The sequence below is a fragment of the Mesorhizobium sp. M0296 genome, assembly GCF_040321675.1.
Lineage (GTDB): Bacteria > Pseudomonadota > Alphaproteobacteria > Rhizobiales > Rhizobiaceae > Mesorhizobium.
This window is the reverse complement of record NZ_JAMYRZ010000029.1, coordinates 39,270-62,124: the sequence shown is the minus strand read 5'-3', so window position 1 is coordinate 62,124 and position 22,855 is coordinate 39,270. Positions and strand designations below refer to the sequence as shown.

General features: G+C 63.7%; 22 protein-coding genes. 5 read left to right on the top strand and 17 right to left on the bottom strand.

From position 1 onward, the window contains the following. Positions 1–2: 2 nt before the first annotated feature. From sdhD to NKI97_RS24560, 3 genes are all read right to left on the bottom strand, one after another. Positions 3–398: a succinate dehydrogenase, hydrophobic membrane anchor protein gene (gene sdhD / locus NKI97_RS24570; protein WP_292663226.1), complete on the bottom strand. Its 396-nt coding sequence runs from the start codon at positions 396–398 to the stop codon at positions 3–5. Position 399: 1 nt separating this feature from the next. Continuing rightward, positions 400–819, bottom strand: coding sequence for a succinate dehydrogenase, cytochrome b556 subunit (gene sdhC, locus NKI97_RS24565; RefSeq protein WP_352450156.1), 420 nt, complete (start codon positions 817–819; stop codon positions 400–402). 242 nt (positions 820–1,061) lie between these two features. After that, positions 1,062–1,442, bottom strand: a complete 381-nt coding sequence (locus tag NKI97_RS24560) for a hypothetical protein (RefSeq protein WP_352450157.1) — start codon at positions 1,440–1,442, stop codon at positions 1,062–1,064. A 255-nt stretch (positions 1,443–1,697) separates the two neighbouring features. Here NKI97_RS24560 and NKI97_RS24555 point away from each other — a divergent pair, with 255 nt between their 5' ends. Beyond that, positions 1,698–2,057: a hypothetical protein gene (locus NKI97_RS24555; protein ID WP_352450158.1), complete on the top strand. Its 360-nt coding sequence runs from the start codon at positions 1,698–1,700 to the stop codon at positions 2,055–2,057. Here NKI97_RS24555 and NKI97_RS24550 read toward each other — a convergent pair. Then, the gene (locus tag NKI97_RS24550) at positions 2,041–3,261 is read right to left on the bottom strand and encodes a GGDEF domain-containing protein (RefSeq protein ID WP_352450159.1); all 1,221 of its coding nucleotides are present in this window, start codon (positions 3,259–3,261) and stop codon (positions 2,041–2,043) included. The genes NKI97_RS24555 and NKI97_RS24550 overlap by 17 nt on opposite strands. A 76-nt stretch (positions 3,262–3,337) precedes the next feature. Further along, positions 3,338–4,534, bottom strand: a complete 1,197-nt coding sequence (locus NKI97_RS24545) for a GGDEF domain-containing protein (protein WP_352837032.1) — start codon at positions 4,532–4,534, stop codon at positions 3,338–3,340. Positions 4,535–4,695: 161 nt separating this feature from the next. Between NKI97_RS24545 and NKI97_RS24540 the strand changes: the two genes are divergently transcribed. After that, positions 4,696–5,007: a hypothetical protein gene (locus tag NKI97_RS24540; RefSeq protein ID WP_023679773.1), complete on the top strand. Its 312-nt coding sequence runs from the start codon at positions 4,696–4,698 to the stop codon at positions 5,005–5,007. A gap of 58 nt (positions 5,008–5,065) precedes the next feature. On the opposite strand, the gene leuC is transcribed toward NKI97_RS24540, so the two are convergent. The 5 genes from leuC to rplS form a co-directional block, all read right to left on the bottom strand. After that, positions 5,066–6,475 (bottom strand): 3-isopropylmalate dehydratase large subunit, encoded by a 1,410-nt coding sequence (gene leuC / locus NKI97_RS24535; protein WP_352450161.1) that lies wholly within the window; start codon positions 6,473–6,475, stop codon positions 5,066–5,068. Positions 6,476–6,717: 242 nt separating this feature from the next. After that, on the bottom strand, positions 6,718–7,353 hold the full coding sequence (locus NKI97_RS24530) for a class I SAM-dependent DNA methyltransferase (RefSeq protein WP_352450162.1): 636 nt from the start codon (positions 7,351–7,353) through the stop codon (positions 6,718–6,720). 52 nt (positions 7,354–7,405) lie between these two features. After that, positions 7,406–8,221 (bottom strand): amino acid ABC transporter permease, encoded by an 816-nt coding sequence (locus NKI97_RS24525; RefSeq protein WP_352450163.1) that lies wholly within the window; start codon positions 8,219–8,221, stop codon positions 7,406–7,408. A 266-nt stretch (positions 8,222–8,487) separates the two neighbouring features. Next, positions 8,488–9,285 carry a transporter substrate-binding domain-containing protein gene (locus tag NKI97_RS24520; RefSeq protein WP_031212709.1) on the bottom strand — a complete coding sequence of 266 codons (798 nt, stop codon included), beginning with the start codon at positions 9,283–9,285 and terminating at the stop codon, positions 8,488–8,490. A 256-nt stretch (positions 9,286–9,541) separates the two neighbouring features. Continuing rightward, a complete protein-coding gene (rplS, locus tag NKI97_RS24515; RefSeq protein ID WP_023679779.1) occupies positions 9,542–10,081 on the bottom strand; it encodes a 50S ribosomal protein L19 in 540 nt (179 codons plus the stop codon). 382 nt (positions 10,082–10,463) lie between these two features. Here rplS and NKI97_RS24510 point away from each other — a divergent pair, with 382 nt between their 5' ends. Further along, on the top strand, positions 10,464–11,216 hold the full coding sequence (locus NKI97_RS24510; protein ID WP_023679781.1) for a sulfite exporter TauE/SafE family protein: 753 nt from the start codon (positions 10,464–10,466) through the stop codon (positions 11,214–11,216). An 89-nt stretch (positions 11,217–11,305) separates the two neighbouring features. Here NKI97_RS24510 and trmD read toward each other — a convergent pair whose 3' ends face one another. Together trmD and rimM are read right to left on the bottom strand one after the other, a co-directional pair. Then, positions 11,306–12,001, bottom strand: coding sequence for a tRNA (guanosine(37)-N1)-methyltransferase TrmD (trmD, locus tag NKI97_RS24505; protein WP_352450164.1), 696 nt, complete (start codon positions 11,999–12,001; stop codon positions 11,306–11,308). Beyond that, positions 11,998–12,597, bottom strand: a complete 600-nt coding sequence (gene rimM / locus NKI97_RS24500) for a ribosome maturation factor RimM (RefSeq protein ID WP_352450165.1) — start codon at positions 12,595–12,597, stop codon at positions 11,998–12,000. The genes trmD and rimM overlap by 4 nt, the downstream gene beginning before the upstream one ends. 114 nt (positions 12,598–12,711) lie before the next feature. Here rimM and NKI97_RS24495 point away from each other — a divergent pair, with 114 nt between their 5' ends. Both NKI97_RS24495 and NKI97_RS24490 read left to right on the top strand, forming a co-directional pair. Continuing rightward, positions 12,712–13,650: a tyrosine recombinase XerC gene (locus NKI97_RS24495; RefSeq protein ID WP_352450166.1), complete on the top strand. Its 939-nt coding sequence runs from the start codon at positions 12,712–12,714 to the stop codon at positions 13,648–13,650. An 85-nt stretch (positions 13,651–13,735) separates the two neighbouring features. Continuing rightward, a complete protein-coding gene (locus NKI97_RS24490) occupies positions 13,736–14,803 on the top strand; it encodes a TraB/GumN family protein (protein ID WP_023679785.1) in 1,068 nt (355 codons plus the stop codon). A 929-nt stretch (positions 14,804–15,732) separates the two neighbouring features. On the opposite strand, the gene lpdA is transcribed toward NKI97_RS24490, so the two are convergent. Genes lpdA through NKI97_RS24465 form a run of 5 tightly spaced genes read right to left on the bottom strand, consistent with a single transcriptional unit; the run spans position 15,733 to position 22,776 of the window. Next, positions 15,733–17,139, bottom strand: a complete 1,407-nt coding sequence (lpdA, locus tag NKI97_RS24485) for a dihydrolipoyl dehydrogenase (protein WP_352748411.1) — start codon at positions 17,137–17,139, stop codon at positions 15,733–15,735. Positions 17,140–17,157: 18 nt separating this feature from the next. Then, positions 17,158–17,913, bottom strand: coding sequence for an SDR family oxidoreductase (locus tag NKI97_RS24480; protein ID WP_352450168.1), 756 nt, complete (start codon positions 17,911–17,913; stop codon positions 17,158–17,160). Further along, positions 17,910–18,437: a hypothetical protein gene (locus NKI97_RS24475; protein WP_352450169.1), complete on the bottom strand. Its 528-nt coding sequence runs from the start codon at positions 18,435–18,437 to the stop codon at positions 17,910–17,912. The genes NKI97_RS24480 and NKI97_RS24475 overlap by 4 nt, the downstream gene beginning before the upstream one ends. Before the next feature lie 23 nt (positions 18,438–18,460). After that, positions 18,461–19,759 carry a 2-oxoglutarate dehydrogenase complex dihydrolipoyllysine-residue succinyltransferase gene (odhB, locus tag NKI97_RS24470; RefSeq protein WP_352450170.1) on the bottom strand — a complete coding sequence of 433 codons (1,299 nt, stop codon included), beginning with the start codon at positions 19,757–19,759 and terminating at the stop codon, positions 18,461–18,463. Between the two features lie 29 nt (positions 19,760–19,788). Further along, positions 19,789–22,776, bottom strand: coding sequence for a 2-oxoglutarate dehydrogenase E1 component (locus NKI97_RS24465; RefSeq protein WP_352680595.1), 2,988 nt, complete (start codon positions 22,774–22,776; stop codon positions 19,789–19,791). Between the last annotated feature and the right edge of the window lie 79 nt (positions 22,777–22,855).

The window sequence follows — 22,855 nt, the reverse complement described above, 5'->3', positions numbered from 1 at the left end:
AATCAGCCTCCAAATGCCAGTTTAAGCAGGGCGAAGACCGAAGCGACGCCGACGACTACGGGAAAGAATGTGTTGAGGGCGAGCAGCGCCAGCCTGGTGCCTTCGCCATGCACATAGTCTTCGATGATCGCCTGCATGCCGAGCCGCATGTGGTAGAGCACCGACAACAGCACCAGCGCCAGCACCAGTGCAACGAACGGATTGGCAAGTGCGGCGCGCACCTCGAGATAGCTGGCGCCGTTGAGTGCGATCAGGAAGCCGACGAAGAACAGGACCAGCGGGATGTTGGAGATCGCCGTCAGCCGCTGGCGCCAGAAATGGCCGGTGCCCTCGCGGGCGGAACCGAGGCCGCGGACCTTGGCCAGCGGCGTGCGCATGTCGGTGTTCTTGCCGTTCATGTCAGGCTCCCCGCGCCATGTAGCCGGCGATCCAGATCAGCAGCGTCAACGTGACCGAGCCGGCAAGCGTCGCCCAGGCGATCCTCGATGCCGTATGCTTTTCCAGCCCTGCCCCAGTGTCCCAGATAAGATGGCGCACGCCGCCCAGCATGTGGTGCATCAGCGCCCAGCTGTAGCCGAACAGCACCAGCCGTCCCAGCCACGAGCCGAAGGCCCAGTTGACGGCATTGAAGGTCGCCTCCGAACTCGCCGCCGCCATCAGCCACAGCGCGACCAGCAGCGTGCCGAAATAGAGCGCCCCGCCGGTGATACGATGGATGATCGACATCGTCATGGTGATCGGCGGCCGATAGACGGTCAGATGCGGCGAAAGCGGCCGTTCACGTCTGGCAAATTCGCGGGTGGCTGGTGATTTGCTCATGGCTCCCCCAGTTCGGCGTCTCTGGAGCCTCAGGTGGGAATGCGGCATTACCGCTTCCGGTTGCGACTTCGGACAGCCGGTTTCTAATGCTCTTTTTGCACCGCGTCAAAGCCGGAAAACCGTTTCGAAAACGTAATTTAGTCTGATGAAAGCGAGGCTTTCAGCTTCAATCGATTAGGGCTGTCGCCTTGCGCCGGCACAATGTCGCCGCACTGCAAAATATGGCTGGCGCAAGCGGCGGATCAGCGCTTGCAGGCCAGCGGTGATGCACCGCCCTTCATCACCAGCGCCTCACGCCCATCGATCACGATTGCGTCATGCGCCTCGCCGTAACGGCTGGTCTGATTGGCCGGTGACGCCGGCAGCTCGGCGCTGGCGCCGTTCTGGCCGAGGACGCGCACCGACGTGCCGAGATTCTCGATGGTCATCACGCTACCGTCGGCGCAGTTGTAAGTAGCTGTGCGCGGCTGCGGTGCCGTCGGTTCACTAGCCGCGGGAGCAAGCGACACGGAAGCGGCGGCCGTGTTGCCGAGCTTGGGCGCGCTGGTCTGCGGCGCGCAGGCGGCTGCAGCCAGCAGCGGCGGAATGGCTAGCGCCATCCGAAACGTGCGGCGTAATCTCATTTGCTGCTTTCCCCACCGCGTATCGAGCCCGCCGCGATGCTCCGGCAAGCCACCGGATTTCATGCTTTTTGAGTCGCGCCCGATGCTGGGGATGGTGGAAACAAGGCATGGCCGAATGATGGCCGGTGGGCGATTGAGTATTAACCATATTTTCCGAGACCTCGCCCCTGCTGCGGTTGCCCTCTTAACAAAGGTTAATAAAAGGTTAATTTCTGATTCGAGGAGGCTTGCCTCTCAGCAATGGAGCAGCACGCCATGCATTCGAATTCAGCAGGATCGCGCCTTCCCTGGTTCCTATTGGCGGCGCTCGCCGTCGGCGTCGTCGCACCGGCATTCGCCGGGACGCGTCATCATGACCGCGTCTATGCCGATTCCTTCGGCAATCTCGTCATCGACAGCGCCGCCGGCTACAAGCGTATCCTCGTTGGCGAGGGCAAGCTGGCCAAGGAATTGTCCGACTACACCAGCGCCGGCCAGCCCGACGTGATCTACGAAAACGAATCGGACGATGTCCGCGGCGGCGACTGCTATAGGCCGCCGGTTTTCGTCAAGGGCCGCAGCTATATGTACGGCCTCTCCGACGGCGAAATGCCGGAGCTCAGCCCCTGCCGCTGACGGCCACGCCGCCCTTGGTTGACGGCGCCGGCAGGGCAACAGCCGGCCCCACCGAGACACGCACGCAATCGCGACCGCTGCCCTTCGCCTGATAGAGCGCTTTGTCGGCGCGCCGCAGCAGGTCGGAAAAGCTTTCGCCCGGACCAAGCTCGGCAACGCCAAAGCTGGCGCTGCAGCGGTGATCCGCGGGCAGGCAGTCGATCGGCGTGGCACCGAAGGCGCTACGCGTGCCCTCGGCAAAGAGCCGGGCGGCGGCTAGATTGGTCCCCGGCAGGAAAATAGCGAATTCCTCGCCGCCGATGCGGCCGGCGACCTGATGGTCGGCCGCGGCATCGCGGAGAAAACCGGCAAAGGTCTCGATGACCCGATCGCCCGACGCGTGGCCGTAAGTATCGTTGATGCGCTTGAAATGGTCGAGATCGGCAATGACCAGTGCCGCTGGAACGGCGCGCCGCATGGCGTCACGCAGTGCGATCTCGGCATGGCGCTCGAAGCCGCCACGGTTGAGCAGCCGCGAAAGCGTGTCGGTTTCCGATTTCGACGTCGCCTCGGCGAGCACGTCGCGGACCAGGATAGCCAATGTCACCAGCGCAAGCGCCAGGCCGAACACGGTGCCGACCGACTGCGACACCAACGCATAGCTGGTCTGCGCATAAGATTGCGGGTTGGCGCCCCAGCCACCAAGCGCATGGGCGATGAAGGGTTTGCTGGCGAACTGCAAGGTGCTGGCCGCCAGGACAGCCATCAGCATATAGTCGAGCCGCTCGCGTCTTTGCCTGGACGACAAGACGATCGCCAGCCCGGTGAACTGCATGGCCGCATAGGGAAGCTGGTAGGCCGCCATTCGCACAAAGGATTGGCGTGGCAGGTCCTGCACGAAGTAGACCGCGAGGGTGGCGAAGACCAGGAAGAACAGCATCGGCGGCCAAGGCGGCGAAACGCGGTATTTATGGGCAAGCCCGCCATTGAAGGCGACGGTAGCGCCAAGGAAGGCGGCAAAGGCGGCGACAACCACGGGGCGCGCATTGTCGAAGGCAGGAATGCTGAACTCGATCGCGAAATAAGCCGTGCCGAGTACATAGCCGAACGCCAGCCAGCGTGCCGACACCCGGCCGGCGTCATAGACCGCGATCGTCATGAAGGCCGCCGCCAGCAGCCCGGCAACGAACAGGTTGATCAGCAGGATGAAATTAGCGCTGCCCATGGCGTTTTGGCACTCCCCCCGAACAGCAAATCACCAACGCGCGAAAAAGACGTTAATTCGAAGCCGCCGCTGACGCTCAGCCAGCACTGGTCCGATTGGGAAGGACGACCGTTTCAGGCCGCTGATAGGACAGGCATACGCTGTCGCGGCCACTCCTTTTGGCTTTGTAGAGCGCTTCGTCGGCGCGGCGCATCAGCGGGTCCAGCCCTTCGTCGCTGGTGCGGGCGGCCACGCCGAAGCTCGCGGTCACTCTTGTGTCGGACGGAAGTCCGTCGATTCTGCCCGCCGAATAGACCGTGCGAATGGCTTCGGCAAACAGTCTTGCCGCGCCAAGGTCGCTGAGCGGCAACAGCACGGCGAACTCTTCGCCGCCGATACGGCCGGCAACGCCGCGCGTACCTGCAGCCGACAGAAGCTGGGCAGCGAAGTCGGCGATGACGCGATCGCCGGCCGCGTGGCCATGCTGATCGTTGAGCGCCTTGAAATGATCGAGATCGGCAAGCACCACAGCAACCGGCAATTGCGCCGTGGCACAGTGCTGCAGGACAAGCATGGCGCGCTCCTCGAAGCCGCGGCGGTTGAGCAGGCCCGACAGCGGGTCTGTCAGGGTTTCGGTCTTCAGGGCCTTCATCACATCGAGCGCGGCGGCGCCGAACAGGCAAAGCGCAATAAGCAGCGACAGCAATGCATGCGACAGCAGCGCCGTCGTCCAATAGGACGAGGAGTAAAGCCCTTCATAGCTGGTGAACGGCCCATGCGCGATGACGACGGCAAGCGTCCGCGCCAGGAAGTTCAGGCCGGAAAGCAGCGACAGCACGAACAGGATCATTTCTGTCGGGCCGTTGTTGCGCACCACGCGCAACTCGGCGGCGACAACCAGGCTGATGCCGCCGAAGCTGAAATTGATGGCAAGGATGCGCCAGGTGAGATCCGGCCGGGCAAAAAGAAACCAGGAGAACGCGGCCAGGCCGCCGCAGGCCAGAATGCCGACCGCCGGGTAAGGCACGCGCCGCCCATAGCGCGCAATGACCGCGCCGGCGAGACAGCAGGTGGCGAAGGTGAAGCACAGGATCGAGATGAGCTTGGTCGGTGCCATGCCGACCGGCAGCGTGAAATACTGGAGCAGGAAGCCTGCGGCCGAGGCCGAGTAGCCCGCCGCCAGCACGCCCAGATAGGGACGGTGGCGCTGATAGAACCACAGCACGAGAAATGCCGCGCCGAGTGTGAGGGCGATGCCTGGATTGAGCAGCGCTATGAGCAGGCCGGTGTCCAAGCGCTGTAATTTCCCCTCGCTTCCCCTTGGAGCACCTTAGAGCGGAAGCCCAAACAAGCGGTTAAGCGAAAGCGAATATACGACAGGTGCGTCGACAAAGCCGCTGGGCGGAACCGCGAACGGCGAGCGGCGTTTCACGACGGCAACCAGGAGACGCTCCGATGGCCGACACGATCATGCTGACCGATCACGATGCAATTCGCTCATGGGCCGCGGCACGCGCCGGCTTTCCGGCGATCGTCGACGTGTCGCCCGAAGCCGGAACGCAGCCCATGCTGAGGCTGGTCTTCGGCCAGCATGCCTACCAGGACCAGGATGAGGCCGAACGCCCGGTCAATGCCGGCGGCTATGAACTGGTCGAATGGGACGAATGGTTCAAACTCTTCGACGAGCGCCAACTGGCGCTGGTCGTCGCAAAGGACCAACCCGGCCGCCGTGAGGGATTCCATGAATTCGTCAGGCGGCCCGACTGAAGAATGCCCGAACCGCATTGCGGCTCGGGCTCCTCATATCCGACTGCGCGCGCCTGCCCTATTTCCACTCGCGGATGTCGACGAAATGGCCGGCGATCGCCGCCGCCGCGGCCATTGCCGGCGACACCAGATGCGTCCGGCCCTTGAAGCCTTGGCGCCCCTCGAAATTGCGATTCGAGGTCGAGGCGCAGCGCTCATGCGGCTTCAGCCGGTCGTCGTTCATGGCAAGGCACATCGAGCAGCCCGGCTCACGCCAGTCAAAGCCGGCGGCGACAAAGATCTTGTCGAGGCCTTCGGCCTCTGCCTGTTCCTTGACCAGGCCGGAGCCCGGCACGATCATCGCACTGACCCGCGGATTGACTTGTCTGCCCTCGATCACCTTGGCGGCGGCGCGCAGATCCTCGATGCGGCCATTGGTGCAGGAGCCGATGAAGACGCGATCGAGTTCGATATCGGTGATCTTGGTGCCCGGCTTCAGGCCCATATAGTCGAGTGCGCGCTGCTTGGAGGTGCGCTTGTTCTCATCAGTGATGTCGTCCGGGTTCGGCACGATGCCTTGCACCGAGACCACGTCCTCGGGCGAGGAGCCCCAGGAGACGATCGGCGGCAGCTTTGCCGCGTCGAGCACGACCACCTTGTCGAAATGCGCGCCTTCGTCGGACTGCAGCGTCTTCCAGTAGGCGAGCGCGGCGTCCCAGGCTTCGCCCTTGGGGGCGCGCGGCTTGTCCTTGACATAGGCGAAGGTGGTCTCGTCGGGCGCGATCAGGCCGGCGCGGGCGCCGGCTTCGATCGACATGTTGCAGATCGTCATGCGGCCTTCCATCGACAGCGCACGGATTGCCTCGCCGGCATATTCGATGACATAGCCGGTGCCGCCGGCCGTGCCGATCTCGCCGATGATGGCGAGGATGATGTCCTTGGCGGTGACGCCTTCCGGCAGTGCGCCGTCGACGCGCACCAGCATGTTCTTGGCCTTGCGCTGGATCAGCGTCTGCGTCGCCAGCACATGCTCGACTTCCGAGGTGCCGATGCCATGCGCCAGCGCCCCGAACGCGCCATGCGTCGAGGTGTGGCTGTCGCCGCAGACGATGGTCATGCCGGGCAGCGTAAAGCCTTGCTCGGGACCGATGATGTGGACGATGCCCTGGCGGATATCCTTCTCGGAATAATATTCGATGCCGAAATCCTTGGCGTTCTTGGCCAGCGCCTCGACCTGGATGCGGCTTTCCTCGTTCTTGATGCCGAACTTGCGCTCGGGCGAGGTCGACACATTGTGGTCGACCACGGCCAGCGTCTTTTCCGGATGCCGAACCTTGCGGCCGGTTATGCGCAGGCCTTCGAAAGCTTGCGGGCTGGTGACTTCGTGGACCAGATGGCGGTCGATATAGAGCAGGCAGGTGCCGTCGTCCTGGCGGTCGACAACATGGTCGTCGAAAATCTTGTCGTAGAGGGTGCGGGGTGCGCTCATTTGCGTAAATCCGTCGATTTAAAGAGGGAAAACGACGCCGGTCGGACCGGCGAAACAGCCTGGCGAGTCTGCCCTAGCTAAGTCGGCTGGTCAGCGCCCCGCAGACGCGCGCGGAAAATCGCGACGGCAGGCGTTTCCTGTCCTGCAGCACGAAACCTTTATAGGCCGGATCGCCAAAAAGCTCTTCCATGGCGCTGCTCATATCAATGTTTTGGCTTTTCAGCAATCGCGTCTGCCTTCGCTCACAGCACCTCGAACACGAAGGTCTTCACCAGCGCGTCGGGCTCGGCGATTGCGTAGCAGCGGAACCACGGGCTCTCCTCGACCGGCCGCCATTTTTTCGCCTGCTCCAGTTCGCCAAACACGGCTTGAAACCCGCCGCTTTCAAACACCTGGTCGCGGACCGTGAAGATGGCGTGGCCGCCCGTCCTGGTGATGCGTACCAGTTCATGCAGGCCCGACGCCGGTGCGTGGCTGATGGTGAACACGCCGGTCGAGAAAAAGGCGCGGAAATACCCGTCCGCCCAAGGCAATGGCCCGCCGAGCATCGCCTGTTTCAGCTCGCTGTAGGCCTGCCGGCTGCCGGCGATTTTCAGCATGTCCTGCGACAGGTCGAGCCCGGCAATATCGTGGTAGCCGAGTGCCTTCAGGGACGGCCCCGACAGGCCGGTGCCGCAGCCGGCGTCGAGCAGCGGCCCTTCGCCCGCCGGCACATGGCGCGCCACCCAGGCGGTGATCAGGAACGGCAGGAGATAGCCGAGCGCCGCGGTTTCGCCGTCATAGGTCGCGGCCCATTGCGCATAGGCCTTGGCGAGCGTCTCAGGCGTGTCGGCCGTATAGACCGCTTCCAGCGCCGCATTGGCCTTGTCGATGATCATGGGTCCTCCCCGGTCGCGTCCGATCGATGGTAGCGCCGTTTTCGCCTGCCTTCTATTCCCCATGCTGGTGGCGGAGCCGCTTCTCCAGCGCCCGCAAGACCAACGATAGGCCAACGGTCAGGATGAGATAGATATAGGCGACGATCGAATAGGTTTCGAAGAAGCGGAACGAGCCAGCGGCGTAGATCTTGCCCATCTGGGTGATGTCGGCGACGCCGAGCACCGAGACCAGCGAGGAATCCTTGACCATGGCGACGAAATCATTGCCGAGCGGCGGCAGGATGGTGCGGATCGCCTGCGGAAAGATGACCAGCCGGAAGAGCTGGGTGCGCGTCAGCCCGAGCGCCTTGGCCGCCTCGATCTGCCCCTTCTCGACCGCCTGGATACCGGCGCGGAACACCTCCGAGATGAAGGCGGAATAGCCGATGGTCAGCGCCATGACGGCGCGCCAAAGCAACGACACGTCGCGTACCAGCAGCTCACCGAAGAGGCCGGCGCTTTGCAGCGGCGCCGTCAGCGCGTTCCATGCCGCGACGAAGGCCGGCGCCCCGGCAAAGGCGATCCAGAACAACAGCACCAGCATCGGCACGCCGCGGATGATCTCGACGTAGAAGCGGCCGATCTGGCTGAGCCAGCGTGAGCCCGACAGGCCCATCAGCGCGACGCCGAGGCCGATCGCGCAAGCCAGCGCGAAGGCGACCACCGTGACGAAGATGGTGACGCCGATGCCCTTGGCGACGGTTGCGAAGACCTGGGCATAGAGGTCGCTGGCAGCGATGAAGATGGCGGCGGCCAAGGCGATCGCCACGGCCACGGCAAGCCACCACGGGAAGTCGGATTTGGCTGAGGCGAGAGGCGCCGACGGCATCAAGCGGTACCGATAACAGAGTCACGAAGGCAGCGTTCTGTCACACCCCCCTCTGGCCTGCCGGCCATCTCCCCCTCAAGGGGGGAGATCGGCAGCTTTGACCTCGCGGCCCGTTCTGCAACACTGAAAATTGGCGAAAGCCGATGCGAAATCCGATCTCCCCCCTTGAGGGGGAGATGTCCGGCAGGCCAGAGGGGGGTGTACGAGCGCAGAGTCAGCGCGAGTTCCCGCGCACAATCGTCATGAAATGCGCGCAACAAGCGGGCCTACTGCCCCATCTTGTAGTCGAGGAACCACTTCTTGTTGAGCGCGTCGAGCGTACCGTCGGCCTTGAGCGCGGCGATTGCCGCGTTGACCGGCTTCACCAGGTCGGAGCCCTTGGGGAAGATGAAACCGAAATCCTCGGTGCCGAGTGGGCCGCCGATCAGCTTAAGGCCGCCGTTGGACGCATCGACATAGCCCTTGCCGGCAGTGCCGTCGGTGAGCACGACGTCGACGTCGCCGGCCTTCAGCGCCTGCACCGTCGCGCCGAATGTCTCGAACAGCTTGATGCGCGGGTTCTGCTCGTTGCCGTCGAGCACGCTGTAGACGGCGGTGTAGAAGGGCGTGGTGCCGGCCTGCGCGCCGATCAGCCCGTCCTTGAAGGCGGCGAACGTCTTGGCATCGGTGAAGCGCTTCTCGTCGCCGCGCACCAGCATGAACTGTTCCGAGCGCATATACGGGTCGGAGAAATCGACCTTCTGCTTGCGGTCGTCCTTGATGGTGATGCCGGTCATGCCGATGTTGTACTGATTGTCGGAAACCGCCTGGATCATCGCGTCCCAAGAGGTATTCTGGTACTCGACCTTGAAATTCAGCCGTTTGGCGATCTCGTTCATCGCGTCATATTCCCAACCGATCTGCTTGCCGGTCTTGGCATCGATGAACTGCAGCGGCGGATAGGCGTTTTCGGTCACCACCACCACCTTCTTGCCGCCGAGGTCGGGCAGCGCCTGCGCCAGAGCCGCGACCGGCACGAGAAGGCAAGCCAGCAGGCCGGCCAGCAGCAGTTTCGAATTTATCATGACTATGCTCCCCAGGAACTGAACCGCCTCGATCGACCGAGGCATGTAGGAAATCCGGCGCCGACTTTAGCTTTCCGCAGGCGCCTTGCAAGCCGCTCCGATGCGGCGCTCGGCACGAAAATGAATTCCAATGCTTTCAACGGCGGCAATTACAGAACGATCCGTATCGATTGCGGACCGGCAAAATCGAATCCACCTCGCGAAATAAAAAGGCGGCCGAAGCCGCCTTTCCAAAACCATGAGTTTTGAAGACGCCTTATTCGGCGGCAGTTGCTTCCGCGGCCTTGGCGGCCTCGTCGGCGGCCTTCTTCTCGGCGGCGTCCTGCGCGGCCTTCTCGGCGGCCAGCGCCTGGGCGGCGGCCACTTTCTCGGCCTCGATGCGCGCCTTCTCGGCGTTCAGCGCATCGCGCTCTTCGTCGTTTAGCTTGCGGGCGCGCACACCGGTGTTTTCCGAAATGCGGGCCGACTTGCCGCGACGGTCACGCAAATAGTACAGCTTGGCGCGACGCACCTTGCCGCGGCGCACGATCTCGACGCCCTCGACCATCGGCGAATAGACCGGGAACACACGCTCCACGCCTTCGCCGTAGGAGATCTTGCGGACGGTGAAGTTTTCCTGGAAGCCGGCGCCGGCGCGGGCGATGACGACGCCCTCATAGGCCTGCACGCGGGTGCGGGTGCCTTCGGTCACGCGGACCTGGACGCGCACGGTATCGCCGGGCTGGAATTCGGGGAGCTTGCGCTTGGCTTCGATCTTGGCGGCCTGCTCGGCCTCAAGCTGACGGAGGATGTCCATCTCATAGATCCACTTCTTGTTCTTCCGACAGTCAGAGCGTCCGACACTCGCCTTGCAGTCGCATCGACCGCTCGGCTATGCCCTTCGTTCGAGAACGTCTGTTCGAGAACATCGGGCAGGGGCGACTACACCGTCATTGTTGACGGGCCAGAAGATCGCTCTTGGCAGATTTTTCTTCCGGTTCGGCGCGCACATACAGCTATTTCGGCGCTTTGTCACGTCTTCGCCGTTTCTTTTTTGGGCCGTTTCTTTTTTGCGCTGCTTTTTGGGCTGGCGCCCGCTGTGGCAATCCCGTGATCGCTTGTGGTCTAGGGGGTTGCGCCCGCGCGTCAAGCTTTCTAAGCCGGAAGACAGGCATTTTCCTCCAGCGACGACACCCCTCATGCCAATCTTGGACGCGGTCCTGCTCTTTCTCGCCGGCTTTCTATCAGGCGCGGTCAACGCCGTTGCCGGCGGCGGCACGTTCATAACCTTTGGCGCCATGACACTGGCCGGCCTGCCGCCGATCGTCGCCAATGCGACATCGTCGGTGACGCAATTTCCTGGCTACATCACCTCGACGCTCGCCTATTGGCACGACATCAAGCATTTCTGGCGCGGCGCACTGCTGCTCAGCCTCATTTCGGCTCTCGGTGCGCTGTCTGGCGCGCTTATCCTTCTAGGGCTCGACAACCCGTCGTTCCGCGCCTTGGTGCCGTGGCTGCTGCTGGCGGCAACCGCACTGTTCGCTGCCGGGCCATGGCTGAAGCCGGCGCCCAAGCCGGAGCATGAGGCCGCGGTAGGTTCGCTGGTCGGGTCGCTGGCGCAGTTCGCCACCGCCGTCTATGGCGGCTTCTTCGGCGCCGGCATGGGCGTCATGATGCTGGCGACGCTCGGTCTCACCCAGTCCGGCGACTATCACCGGCTGAACGCACTGAAGAACATGCTGGCCGTGGTCATCGCTGCGGTTGCCATCCTCGTCTTCGTCTCGGGCGGCGTCATTGCCTGGCTGCAGGCGATCATCATGATCCCGGGTGGCGCGCTGGGCGGCTATGCCGGCGTCTGGATCGCCAGGCGCGTGCCGCAGAACGCGGTGCGCGGCTTCGTCATCGCCGTCGGCCTGTTCCTGGCTTTCTACTATTTCGATAAGGGCTGAGCGGCTCGACCATGATCCCGAAAAGTGGGATCCGGTTTTCGGAAAAGATCATGGTCAAACAGCAAGATGGAGTCTGATTCATCCCGATTTTATTGGGATGGATCAGGCTCCAGCAGATCCGGCCGTCGCTCCTTCGTCAGCCTCTCCGCTTCGGCCCGCCGCCACGCCGCGATCTTCCTGTGATTGCCCGAAATCAGCACTTCGGGAATCGGCCGGCCCTCGAACTCCTGCGGCCGCGTATAATGCGGATGTTCGAGCAGGCCGTTTTCAAAGCTCTCTTCCTCGCCCGATACCGCATTGCCCATGACGCCGGGCAGCAGGCGCACCACGGCGTCGAGCAGCACGAGTGCCGCCGGCTCGCCGCCGGACAGGATGAAGTCGCCGATCGAAACTTCTTCGAGGCCGCGCGCCTCGATGACCCGCTGGTCGACGCCTTCGAAGCGGCCGCAGACGATCACCGCACCCGGCCCAGCGGCGAGTTCGCGCACGCGTGCCTGGTTCAGCGGCTTGCCGCGCGGGCTCATCAGCAGGCGCGGACGTGGATCGCCTGCCGGCGAGGCGTGGTCGATGGCGCTGGCCAGCACGTCTGCCCGCATCACCATGCCGGCGCCGCCGCCGGCCGGCGTGTCATCGACGGTCCGGTGGCGATCGCTGGCAAAGTCGCGGATCTGGACTGTTTCGAGCGACCAAATGCCGGTCTCCAGCGCGCGGCCGGCTAGCGACAGGCCGAGCGCGCCGGGAAACATGTCGGGATAGAGCGTCAGCACCGAAGCCGAAAAACTCACCGGTTGCCTCCGGCGTCCCTCGGCCCGCGCGGCCTACCCTTGGGGTCGAAACCGTCGTCAGCGAGAGGCTCGCCGTCCTCGTCCTCGACCAACCCTGCGGCGGCTGGATCAACGCGGACAAAGCCGCCGGCGATCGACACTTCCGGAACGGCGGCCTGCGTGAACGGGATGAGCACCCCTTTGCGCCCCGCCAGCGTCACGTCGAGAATGTCGCCGCCGCCGAAATTGTGCACGGCGACGACCTTGCCGACGACCGCACCGGTGTCGTCCTTGACCTCCAGTCCGACGAGGTCGGCATGGTAGAATTCATCCTCTTCGCCCTCATCGGGCAACACCGAACGATCTACGAACAATTCGGTGCCGGCCAGCGCCTCGGCGGCATTGCGGTCGTTGACGCCTTTGAACCGCACCACCACCACGGTGTTGGCGGGCCTGATGTCGACGATCTGGAAGGCGCGGCCATCCCTGGCGTAGAGCGGACCGTAATCGGCCAGCGCCAGCGGGTCGCCGGTAAAGCTCTTGACGCGCAATTCGCCCTTGATGCCATGCGCGGCACCGATCACGGCCATCTGGACGGGGTTTTGCGGCTTGATCATCTGCGGAAAATCCTTTGCCTTGCTCTAACCCCAGCCCGTCGTCATTTCAATGACGCTGCTCTTCACCGCTTCCTAACCCGCGTGCCGGAAGATGGCGGGAACTGGAAGAGTGCAATGCAGGAATTCCTCATACCGGCAAAACCCGACCTGCAGGCGGCGCGCGAGGCCTGGCTGAAGATGCTGGCGCGCGAACGCCGGCTATCGCCCGAAACCGTCGAGGCCTATGAGCGCGACACGCGCCAGTTCCTGCATTTCCTGACCGGCCATTGCGGCGGCTCGCCCGGCATTTCCGACATCGCCGATCTGCGCCCCGCCGATTTGCGCGGCTTTCTCGCTGCCCGCCGTGCCGAGGGCGCCGGCGCCCGCACGCTCGGGCGCGGGCTGGCCGGCATCCGTTCGCTGCTGCGTTTCCTGGAACGGCGCGGCCTCGCCAATGCGGCAGGTGCGACAGCCTTGCGCGCGCCGCGGCAGCCGAAATCGCTGCCCAAGCCGCTGACCGCAAGCGATGCAAAACACGTCGTCTCGGTGGAAGGCCAACTGGCGGAGGAGCCGTGGATTGCCGCGCGCAACGCCGCCGTGCTGACCCTGCTCTATGGGTCCGGCTTGCGGATCTCCGAGGCGCTCGGCCTGTCGGGCGCCGATCTTTCCTCACCTGGTGATACCGTGCTGCGCGTCACCGGCAAGGGTGGCAAGACCCGGCTGGTGCCGGTGCTGCCGGTGGCGCTGCGGGCGATTGCCGAATACCGCCGCTTGTGTCCCTGGCATCTCGATCCCAAGGGCCTGCTGTTTCGCGGTGCCCGCGGCGGCCCACTCAACCCGGCAATCGTCCAGCGCGACATGGCCAAGCTGCGCTCGGCGCTCAACCTGCCCGACACGGCGACGCCGCATGCGCTGCGCCATTCCTTCGCCACGCATCTGCTAGGGCGGGGCGGCGACCTGCGCACCATCCAGGAGTTGCTCGGCCACGCCAGCCTGTCGACAACCCAGATATACACCGGCGTCGACACCGCCAGGCTGCTCGAGATTTACGAAGCAGCTCATCCTCGTACGTGATCGATGCATGTGTCGGTGGGCATCTCGCAACAATTTTGATGCGCCGGTTAACCGTTTTGCCGCTTTTTGCGCCTAGAACCGCAGCATGAAACGCCTCATCGCCATCGCCGACCGCGCGACCCATATGTCGCTGAAGCTGCTCGTCGCGCTCAACGCCCTGTTTTTCCTCTCTTTCCTCATCGTCGCGCTGCTCGCCGCGGGCAAGGCACGCGCCGAGACTTCGGCCTGCGCCGGTAGCGATATGCTGAGCGCGCTGCAAAAGGACGACCCGGCTGCCTACCGCAAGATCGAGGCAGACGCGGCAGCGACGCCGAACGGCAAGGGCCTGCTGTGGAAGCTCGAAAAATCGGGCGAAAAACCGTCCTTCCTGTTCGGCACCATGCACGTTACCGACCCGCGCGTCACCACGCTGCCACCCGCCGCGCAGAAGGCATTCGATGCGGCTGGCACCGTCATCATCGAGACCACCGAAGTGCTCGACAAGCAGAAGATGATGGCCGCACTGCTGAAAGAGCCGGATCTGATGATGTTCACCGACAAGACGACGCTTTCGTCGCTGCTGTCGCCGGAGGATGCGGCGGTGGTCAACAAGGCGCTCGATGCGCGTGGCATCCCGCCAGCGACCGTCGCCAAGATGAAACCCTGGTTGCTGTCGGCGATGGTGGCGCTACCTGCATGCGAAGTCGCCCGCCAGGCTGGCGGTGCGCCGGTGCTCGACGTCAAGCTTGCCAAGGACGCCGAGGCTTCGGGCAAATCGGTCGAGGGCCTGGAGACAATCGCCGACCAGCTGCGCGCCATGGCTTCGCTGCCGATCGCCTTTCACCTGAAGGGGCTGGTCGATACGCTGAAGCTTGGCGACAAGGTGAACGATGTCAACGAAACCATGATCGTGCTTTACCGGCGTGGCGACACTGGCATGTATGTACCGCTGTTTCGGGCCGTCATCCCCGAACAAGTCGACGACCAATCGGGTTACGCCGAATTCGAGCAGACCATGATCACCAGCCGCAACAAGGTGATGGTCGATCGTGCAGCGCCGATCCTCGCCCACGGCAATGTCTTCATGGCGGTCGGCGCCATGCACCTTCCCGGAGCGCAAGGCTTGGTCGAGGGTTTCCGCAAGACCGGCTATACGGTGACCGCCGTCAACTGAACGACACGGCGGAGTTGCACACCGAATCATTGCCGAGGCGGGATCAGCCCTTACGCGTGGCGCGACGGCGGACCAGCCGCGCTTCGTGCCAAGAAACCGAAAAAGGTTCGGTTTGGCTCGATCGAACCCATTTTGCGGTGGAAATGCATGCTTGCGAGCGATTCCGGATCAGAATTGCCCTGTTTTCGGCGTTTTCAACGCCTAATGTGAAACCGATTCAACGATTGTACGTTGATGGCTATTACTTGATGTTTTTCATCCACGGAGGACACTTTTATGGCGAACACACCCAATCCGAACGACCCATTCACCTCACCGGGTACCGCACGGCCACGCGGCGGCGGCAGCGGCTGGCTGATTGCACTGGTCGTCGTTATCCTGGCAATTGTCGCCTATTATGTTTTTGGAAGACGTAGCGAGGCACCTGCGCCTGCCGAACCGCCCGCAGCCAGCACACCGGCTCCGGCCCCAGCACCTGCCGAGCCGATGAAGCCAGCCGAACCGGCTCCTGCGCCAGCTCCGGCGACACCCGCTCCGGCTCCCGCTCCGGCAGAACCTGCACCCGCTCCGGCCCCTGCGCCAGCCCCGGCTCCGGCTCCCGCACCAGCACCGGCCCCGGCTCAGTGATCAGACTGCTGATTTAATATATGAACGGTCCGCTGAAAGGCGGGCCGTTTTTTTGGGGAGCAGCCGTCGATGCTCTGAGCTGCGATTAGCCATGGGTTAACTTCATCTTCGTCATCCAGCGCGGAGCAGGAGCGAAGCGACATCGCGGAGACCCTGGAATCCATCTGTGGTTCAGAATGGAGGCCGTCTGTGGTGATCCTTCGCGCCCCTCTCTGTCCTGCCGGACATCTCCCGCACTTGGGGGGAGATTGGCTGTCAGCCCCGCTTTCGCCAATCGCCACCGTCGCCTGCGATTCAACCGCTCAGATATGGATCGGCTTGAAGAACGTCGCCAATGCCGCCTCCTTTACCGCTTCCGACATCGTCGGATGGGCGTGACAGGTGCGGGCTAGGTCTTCCGACGAGCCGCCAAATTCCATCAGCACGGCCGCCTCATGGATCATCTCGCCGGCGCCGAAGCCGACGATGTGGACGCCGAGCACACGGTCGCTGGCCTTGTCGGCCAGGATTTTCACAAAGCCGTCGGTGTGCAGCATGGCGCGCGCGCGGCCATTGGCGCTGAACGGGAATTTTCCGGCCTTGTAGTCGACGCCGGCCTTTTTCAATTCTTCTTCGGTCTTGCCGATCGAGGCGATTTCCGGCGTGGTGTAGACGACGCTCGGAATCACGTCATAGTTCACATGACCGGCCTGGCCGGCGATGGTTTCGGCCACCGCCACGCCCTCGTCCTCAGCCTTGTGTGCAAGCATCGGCCCGGCGATGACATCGCCGATGGCATAGATGCCATGCACGTTGGTCCTGAGATGGCCGTCGGTCTTGACCCGGCCGCGCTCATCGACGTCGACGCCGGTCTCCTTCAGCCCGAGAGCGTCCGAATAGGCCCGTCGTCCCGTCGCAATCAGCACCGCGTCCGCCTCGATCGTCTCGGCTGCTCCGCCCTTGACCGGCTCGAAGGTAACCGTCGCCCCCTTCTTGGCCTTGGCGACGCCAGTCACCTTGGCGCCCAGCCTGAACTCAAAGCCCTGCTTCGACAGCAGGCGCTGGAACTGCTTGGAGACCTCGCCATCCATGCCGCCCAGGATGGTGTCGAGGAACTCGACCACGGTGACTTTGGCGCCGAGCCGCGCCCAGACCGAGCCGAGCTCCAGACCGATGACACCACCGCCGACCACCACCAGATGGCCCGGCACCTTGTCCAGCGACAGCGCGCCGGTCGACGAGACGATCACCTTCTCATCGAAATCGACCTCGACGCCGGGAATGCCGGCGACGTCGGAGCCTGTGGCGATGACGATGTTCTTGGTCTCGATCTCCTCGACCTTGCCGTCATCGGAGGTCACCGACACCTTGCCGGCCGCAACCACCTTGCCGGTGCCACGAAAACTGTCGATCTTGTTCTTCTTGAACAGGAAGGCGACGCCATTGACATTGGCCGTCACCGTCGCATCCTTGTGTGCCATCATCTTCCCAAGATTGAGCTTGGGCGCGCCGATCTCGACGCCGAGCGCCTCGAAGGAATGGCCGGCCTCGGCAAATATCTCGGACGCATGCAGCAGCGCCTTTGACGGGATGCAGCCGATGTTGAGGCAGGTACCGCCGAAGGTCGGGTTCTTTTCGACTACCGCCGTCTTCAGACCGAGCTGCGCCGCCTTGATGGCGCAGACGTAGCCGCCTGGTCCCGATCCGATGATAACGACGTCATAGGCCATGATACTGTCCCTTTTGCTTTAGCGGCCGCCGCCGATTTCCAGATTGGCGCCTGTTGTGTAGGACGCCTCGTCCGACAGCAGCCAGAGAATTGCGGCTGCGACCTCCTCGGCGGTGCCGACGCGCTGCATGGGCACCACCTTGCGCATTCTCTCGACGCGATCCGGCTGCCCGCCGGAGGCATGAATTTCGGTGTCGATGATGCCCGGGCTGACCGCGTTGACACGAATGCCTTCACCGGCCACTTCGCGGGCAAGCCCGATGGTGAAGGAATCGACCGCGCCCTTCGAGGCGGCGTAGTCGACATATTGACCCGGCCCGCCAAGCCTTGCCGCGATCGAAGAAACATTGACGATGGCGCCACCCTTGCCGCCATGCCTGGTCGACATCCGCTTCACCGCCTCGCGGGCGCAAAGCATCGGCGCGATCACATTGATGCGCATCATGCGCTCCAGCCTTGCAGCGCTAAGCTCGTCGACGCGCGCGCTCTGGTCGACCACGCCGGCATTGTTGACGAGCGCGTCGAGTCGACCGAAACGGCCATCGACAGCCTCGAACATGGCCAATACGTCCGTCTCGCTGCCGACATCGGCCTTGACGGCGAAGGCTTCTCCGCCAGCGGCATCGACGTCGGCGACCACCGCTTCGGCGGCTTTTGCATTCGACGCGTAATTGACCGCAATGCGATAGCCGGCCTTGGCGGCAAGCCTGCATGTAGCGGCGCCGATGCCGCGGCTGCCGCCGGTCACCAGCAGGATTTTTCCGCTCGCGCTCATTCCTGACATCCCTTCAGGGCAAAGACGTCCCAGGGCACCTTGGAAAAGCCGTTGGCGCCATAGGCCGCCGACATCTGCAGCGACGCTCCCAGATCGGGCAGGATCAGCTTCTTCGGCGCATCCTTTCCTTCGCCCGGCAGCAACGCGATATTGCCCTGGTCGTCGGCAGTGTAGATGACGCCCTCCCACACAGTGCAGGCGGCGAGTTCGTCGCCGGTGACGTCGCCGGCCGGGCATTTGTACATCAGCGAGCCATGCGGCCGCGCCACGCCCTCCGTCCACATGACGATGCCGTCGAGCACGACGCCCTTGTCGAGCACCATCTTGAAGCTGTTGGTGACGGCGGCCGACTCGCCGGTCGGCCTGAAATCGATCTCGGCGGCGTTTTCAGGATCGCCATAGACGGCGAGCTCGAGCGGGCAGGCGGCATGGGCGGCGGAGACCGTCTGCACGCCGAGTGCGCAGATTGTGACAAACAAACCGGACCGGAAACGAGACGAACTCATCCGGCGGCGCAGATCCATGCTCCGGCTCACGTCGGCTGCCCCTAGAGGTCGAGCACCAGCCGCTCAGGATCCTCCAGGCTTTCCTTGACGCGGACCAGGAAGGTCACCGCTTCCTTGCCGTCGACGATGCGGTGGTCGTAGGACAGCGCCAGATACATCATCGGCCGGATGACGATCTGGCCGCCGACCACCATCGGCCGCTCCTGAATCTTGTGCATACCCAAAATGCCCGACTGCGGCGCGTTGAGAATCGGCGTCGACATCAGCGACCCGTAAACGCCACCGTTGGAAATCGTAAACGTGCCGCCTTGCATATCCGCAACCGACAGCTTGCCGTCGCGCGCCGCAAGCCCCAGCCTGCCGATGTCCTTCTCGATTTCGGCGATCGACATCTGGTCGGCATTGCGCACAACCGGCACGACAAGGCCTTTCTCTGTACCGACGGCAACGCCGATATGAGCGTAGTTCTTGAAGATGATGTCGGTGCCATCGATCTCGGCATTGACCGACGGGATCTCCTTCAGCGCATGGGTGACGGCCTTGGTGAAGAAGCCCATGAAGCCGAGCTTCACGCCGTGCTTCTTCTCGAACACGTCCTTGTATTTGCCCCTCAGCGCCATCACCGCGCTCATGTCGACCTCGTTGAAGGTGGTCAGCATGGCGGCGGTCGATTGCGCTTCCTTGAGGCGGCGCGCGATGGTCTGGCGCAGCTTGGTCATGCGCACGCGCTCCTCGCGCGACGCATCGTCGGCCGGGGACGGCGCGCGCGCGGCAACGGGTGCCGGTACAGGCGCTGCCTTCGGCATTTCGGCCGGCTGCGACGGCGCGCCCCTGGCGATCAGGTCGAGCACGTCGCCTTTCAGCACCTGGCCGCGCTTGCCCGAGCCCGACACCTGGTCGACTGCGAGATTGTGCTCGGCCAGCAGCTTTGCCGCCGACGGCGCCGGCGGCATGGTGCGCGTCTCGATTGCGCCGGCGTCGCCGGCGATCTTGGCCGTCTCGGCAGCGGCCTGCTTGACGCTCGAGGCCGCAGTCGGAGCCGAGGCCTGCGACACCGCCTCCTGCTTCGTTGCCGGAGCGGCGGCATTGGCTGCCGCGCCGGCGCCTGCCGAAATCGTGCCGAGCAGTGCGCCGACGCCGACCGTCTCGCCTTCCTTGACGGCGATCTCGGCGAGCGTGCCCGCGGCGGCGGCCGGCACTTCCACCGTCACCTTGTCGGTTTCGAGCTCAACCAACGGCTCATCGGCGGCGATCGCGTCGCCGACCTTCTTGAACCATTTGCCGATGGTTGCCTCGGTGACGGATTCACCAAGTGTCGGGACGCGGATTTCGGTTGCCATTGTGCCTGTCCGTTTCTTTCGGTTCTGTTCTATTCACCAAGCGCGTCGTCGAGCAAGGCGGCAAGCTGGGCGAGATGCTTCGACATCAATCCGGTCGCCGGCGAGGCGGCGGCCGGCCGGCCGGTATAGCGCACCCGCTGATGCTTGGCGTCGATATGCGCCAGCACCCATTCGAGATACGGATCGATGAACGACCAGGCGCCCATGTTCTTGGGCTCCTCCTGGCACCACACCATCTCGGCATTGCGGAAGCGCGACAGTTCGGTGATCAGCGCCTTGGCCGGGAACGGATAGAGCTGCTCGACGCGCAGCAAATAGATGTCGTTGATGCCGCGCTTCTCGCGCTCCTCGTAGAGGTCGTAATAGACCTTGCCCGAACAGAGCACGACACGGCGGATCTTCGAATCCTTGGTGAGCTTGATGGCCTGGCCCGACAGCAGCTGGGCATCGTCCCACAACAGCCGGTGAAAGGCGCTTTCGCCCGACATCTCCGGCAGCGTCGATACCGCCCGCTTATGGCGCAGCAGCGACTTCGGCGTCATCAGGATCAGCGGCTTGCGGAAGTCCCGCTTCAACTGCCGGCGCAGTATGTGGAAATAGTTGGCCGGCGTCGTGACGTTGGCGACCTGCATATTGTCTTCGGCGCAAAGCTGAAGGAAGCGCTCGAGCCGGGCCGACGAATGCTCGGGGCCCTGGCCTTCGTAGCCATGCGGCAGCAGGCAGACGAGGCCCGACATTCTGAGCCATTTGCGCTCGCCCGACGAGATGAACTGGTCGAAGACCACCTGGGCGCCGTTGGCGAAGTCGCCGAACTGCGCTTCCCACAGCGTCAGTGCCTTCGGCTCGGCCAGCGAGTAGCCATATTCGAAGCCGAGCACGGCCTCTTCCGACAGCATCGAGTTGATGACCTCGAAACCGGCCTGCGCCGCCGACAGATTGTTGAGCGGGATGTAGCGTGTCTCGTCGCGCTGGTCGTAGAGTACGGAATGGCGCTGCGAGAAGGTGCCGCGCTCCGAATCCTGGCCGGACAGCCGGATCGGATTGCCGTCGAGCAGGATGGCGCCGAAGGCCAGCGCCTCGGCCGTGGACCAGTCGATGCCTTCGCCCGACTCGATCGCCTGGCGGCGGTTGTCGAGGAAGCGGATGATCGTCCTGTGCGCCTCGAAATCCTTCGGCACCTCGGTCAGTTTCTTGCCGATCTCCTTCAGCGTCTTGACCGGCACCGCAGTCTTGCCGCGCCGCTGTTCGTCCTGGTTGTCGGCCGAGCGCAGGCCGGACCAGGCGCCGTCCAGCCAATCGGCCTTGTTGGGCTTATAGTGCTGGCCGACCTCGAATTCCTGCTCGAGATGCGCCCGCCAATCGGCCTTCACCTTTTCGAGCTCGGCCTGGGTGATGTGGCCTTCCGCGATCAGCCGGTCGGCATAGATCTGCATGGTCGTCTTCTGGTTGCGGATCTTGCGATACATGATCGGCTGGGTGAAGGCCGGCTCGTCGCCCTCATTGTGGCCGAAGCGGCGGTAGCAGAACATGTCCACCACGACAGGCTTGTGGAACTTCATGCGGAATTCGATCGCCACCTTGGTGGCATGGACCACGGCTTCCGGATCGTCGCCATTGACGTGGAAGATCGGCGCTTCGATCATCTTGGCCACGTCGGACGGATAAGGCGACGAGCGCGAGAAGCGCGGGTTGGTGGTGAAGCCGATCTGGTTGTTGATGATGAAATGCAGCGTGCCGGCGACGCGGTGGCCGCGCAGGCCCGACAGGCCGAGGATTTCGGCAATCACGCCCTGGCCGGCAAAGGCCGCATCGCCATGCAACAGCAGCGGCAGCACCTTGGCGCGCTCTTCCAGCGGCACGATCTCCTCGCGGCTGCGGCCGAACAGATAGTCCTGCTTGGCGCGCGCCTTGCCCATCACCACCGGATCGACGATTTCCAGATGCGACGGGTTGGCGGTCAGCGACAGATGCACCTTGTTGCCGTCGAACTCGCGGTCCGACGAGGCGCCGAGATGGTACTTCACGTCGCCCGAGCCCTCGACCTCGTCGGGCGCTGCGGAGCCGCCCTTGAACTCATGGAAAATGGCGCGGTGCGGCTTGGCCATCACCTGCGACAGCACGTTCAGCCGGCCGCGATGCGCCATGCCGAGCACGATCTCCTTCATGCCGAGCTGGCCGCCGCGCTTGATGATCTGCTCCAGCGCCGGGATCAGCGACTCGCCGCCATCGAGGCCGAAGCGCTTGGTGCCCTTGTACTTGACGTCGATGAATTGCTCGAAGCCTTCCGCCTCGACCAGCTTCTGCAGGATCGCCTTCTTGCCGGCGGCGGTGAAGGAGATCTCCTTGTCGGTGCCCTCGATGCGCGCCTGGATCCAGGCCTTCTCCTCGGGATCGGAAATATGCATGAATTCTACGCCGAGCGTCGAGCAATAGGTCCGGGTCAGGATGTCGAGCATCTGCCGGATGGTGCCGAATTCCAGCCCGAGCACATTGTCGAGGAAGATCGGCCGGTCGTAGTCGGCTTCGGTGAAGCCGTAATTCTCCGGCGACAGCTCGTTATAATCCTCGAGCGGCTTGGCAATGCCAAGCGGATCGAGATTGGCGTGCAGGTGGCCGCGCATGCGGAAGGCGCGGATCATCATGATGGCGCGGACGGAATCGCGCGTCGCCTGATGCACGTCGGCGTCGGAAAGCGCTGCGCCGTTGCCGGCCGCCCTGTCCTTGACCTTTTTTTCGATGTGCTTTTCGACCAGGCCCCAATTGCCGTCCAGCGCCGAAACCAGCTCGCCATTAGCCTGCATCGGCCAGGAGGGCTTGGCCCAAGAGGCGCCCTTGGCGTTCCTGCGCACGTCGCCGGCGTCGTCCTTCAGCGCCGCGAAGAAGTCCTGCCATTCGGGATCGACGGAAGCGGGATCGTCCTCATAGGCGGCATAGAGCGCGTCGATATAATCGGCATTGCCGCCATAGAGGAAAGAGGTAAGCGAAAACTGGTCGTTGGCCTGATCTTGTCTTGCCATGTCATTGTCGAAGCCTTTGCTTCGTCTCCTTTGTTGGAGGGGAGTAAGGGAATAGGGGAGTAAGGGAGTAGGGCAAATG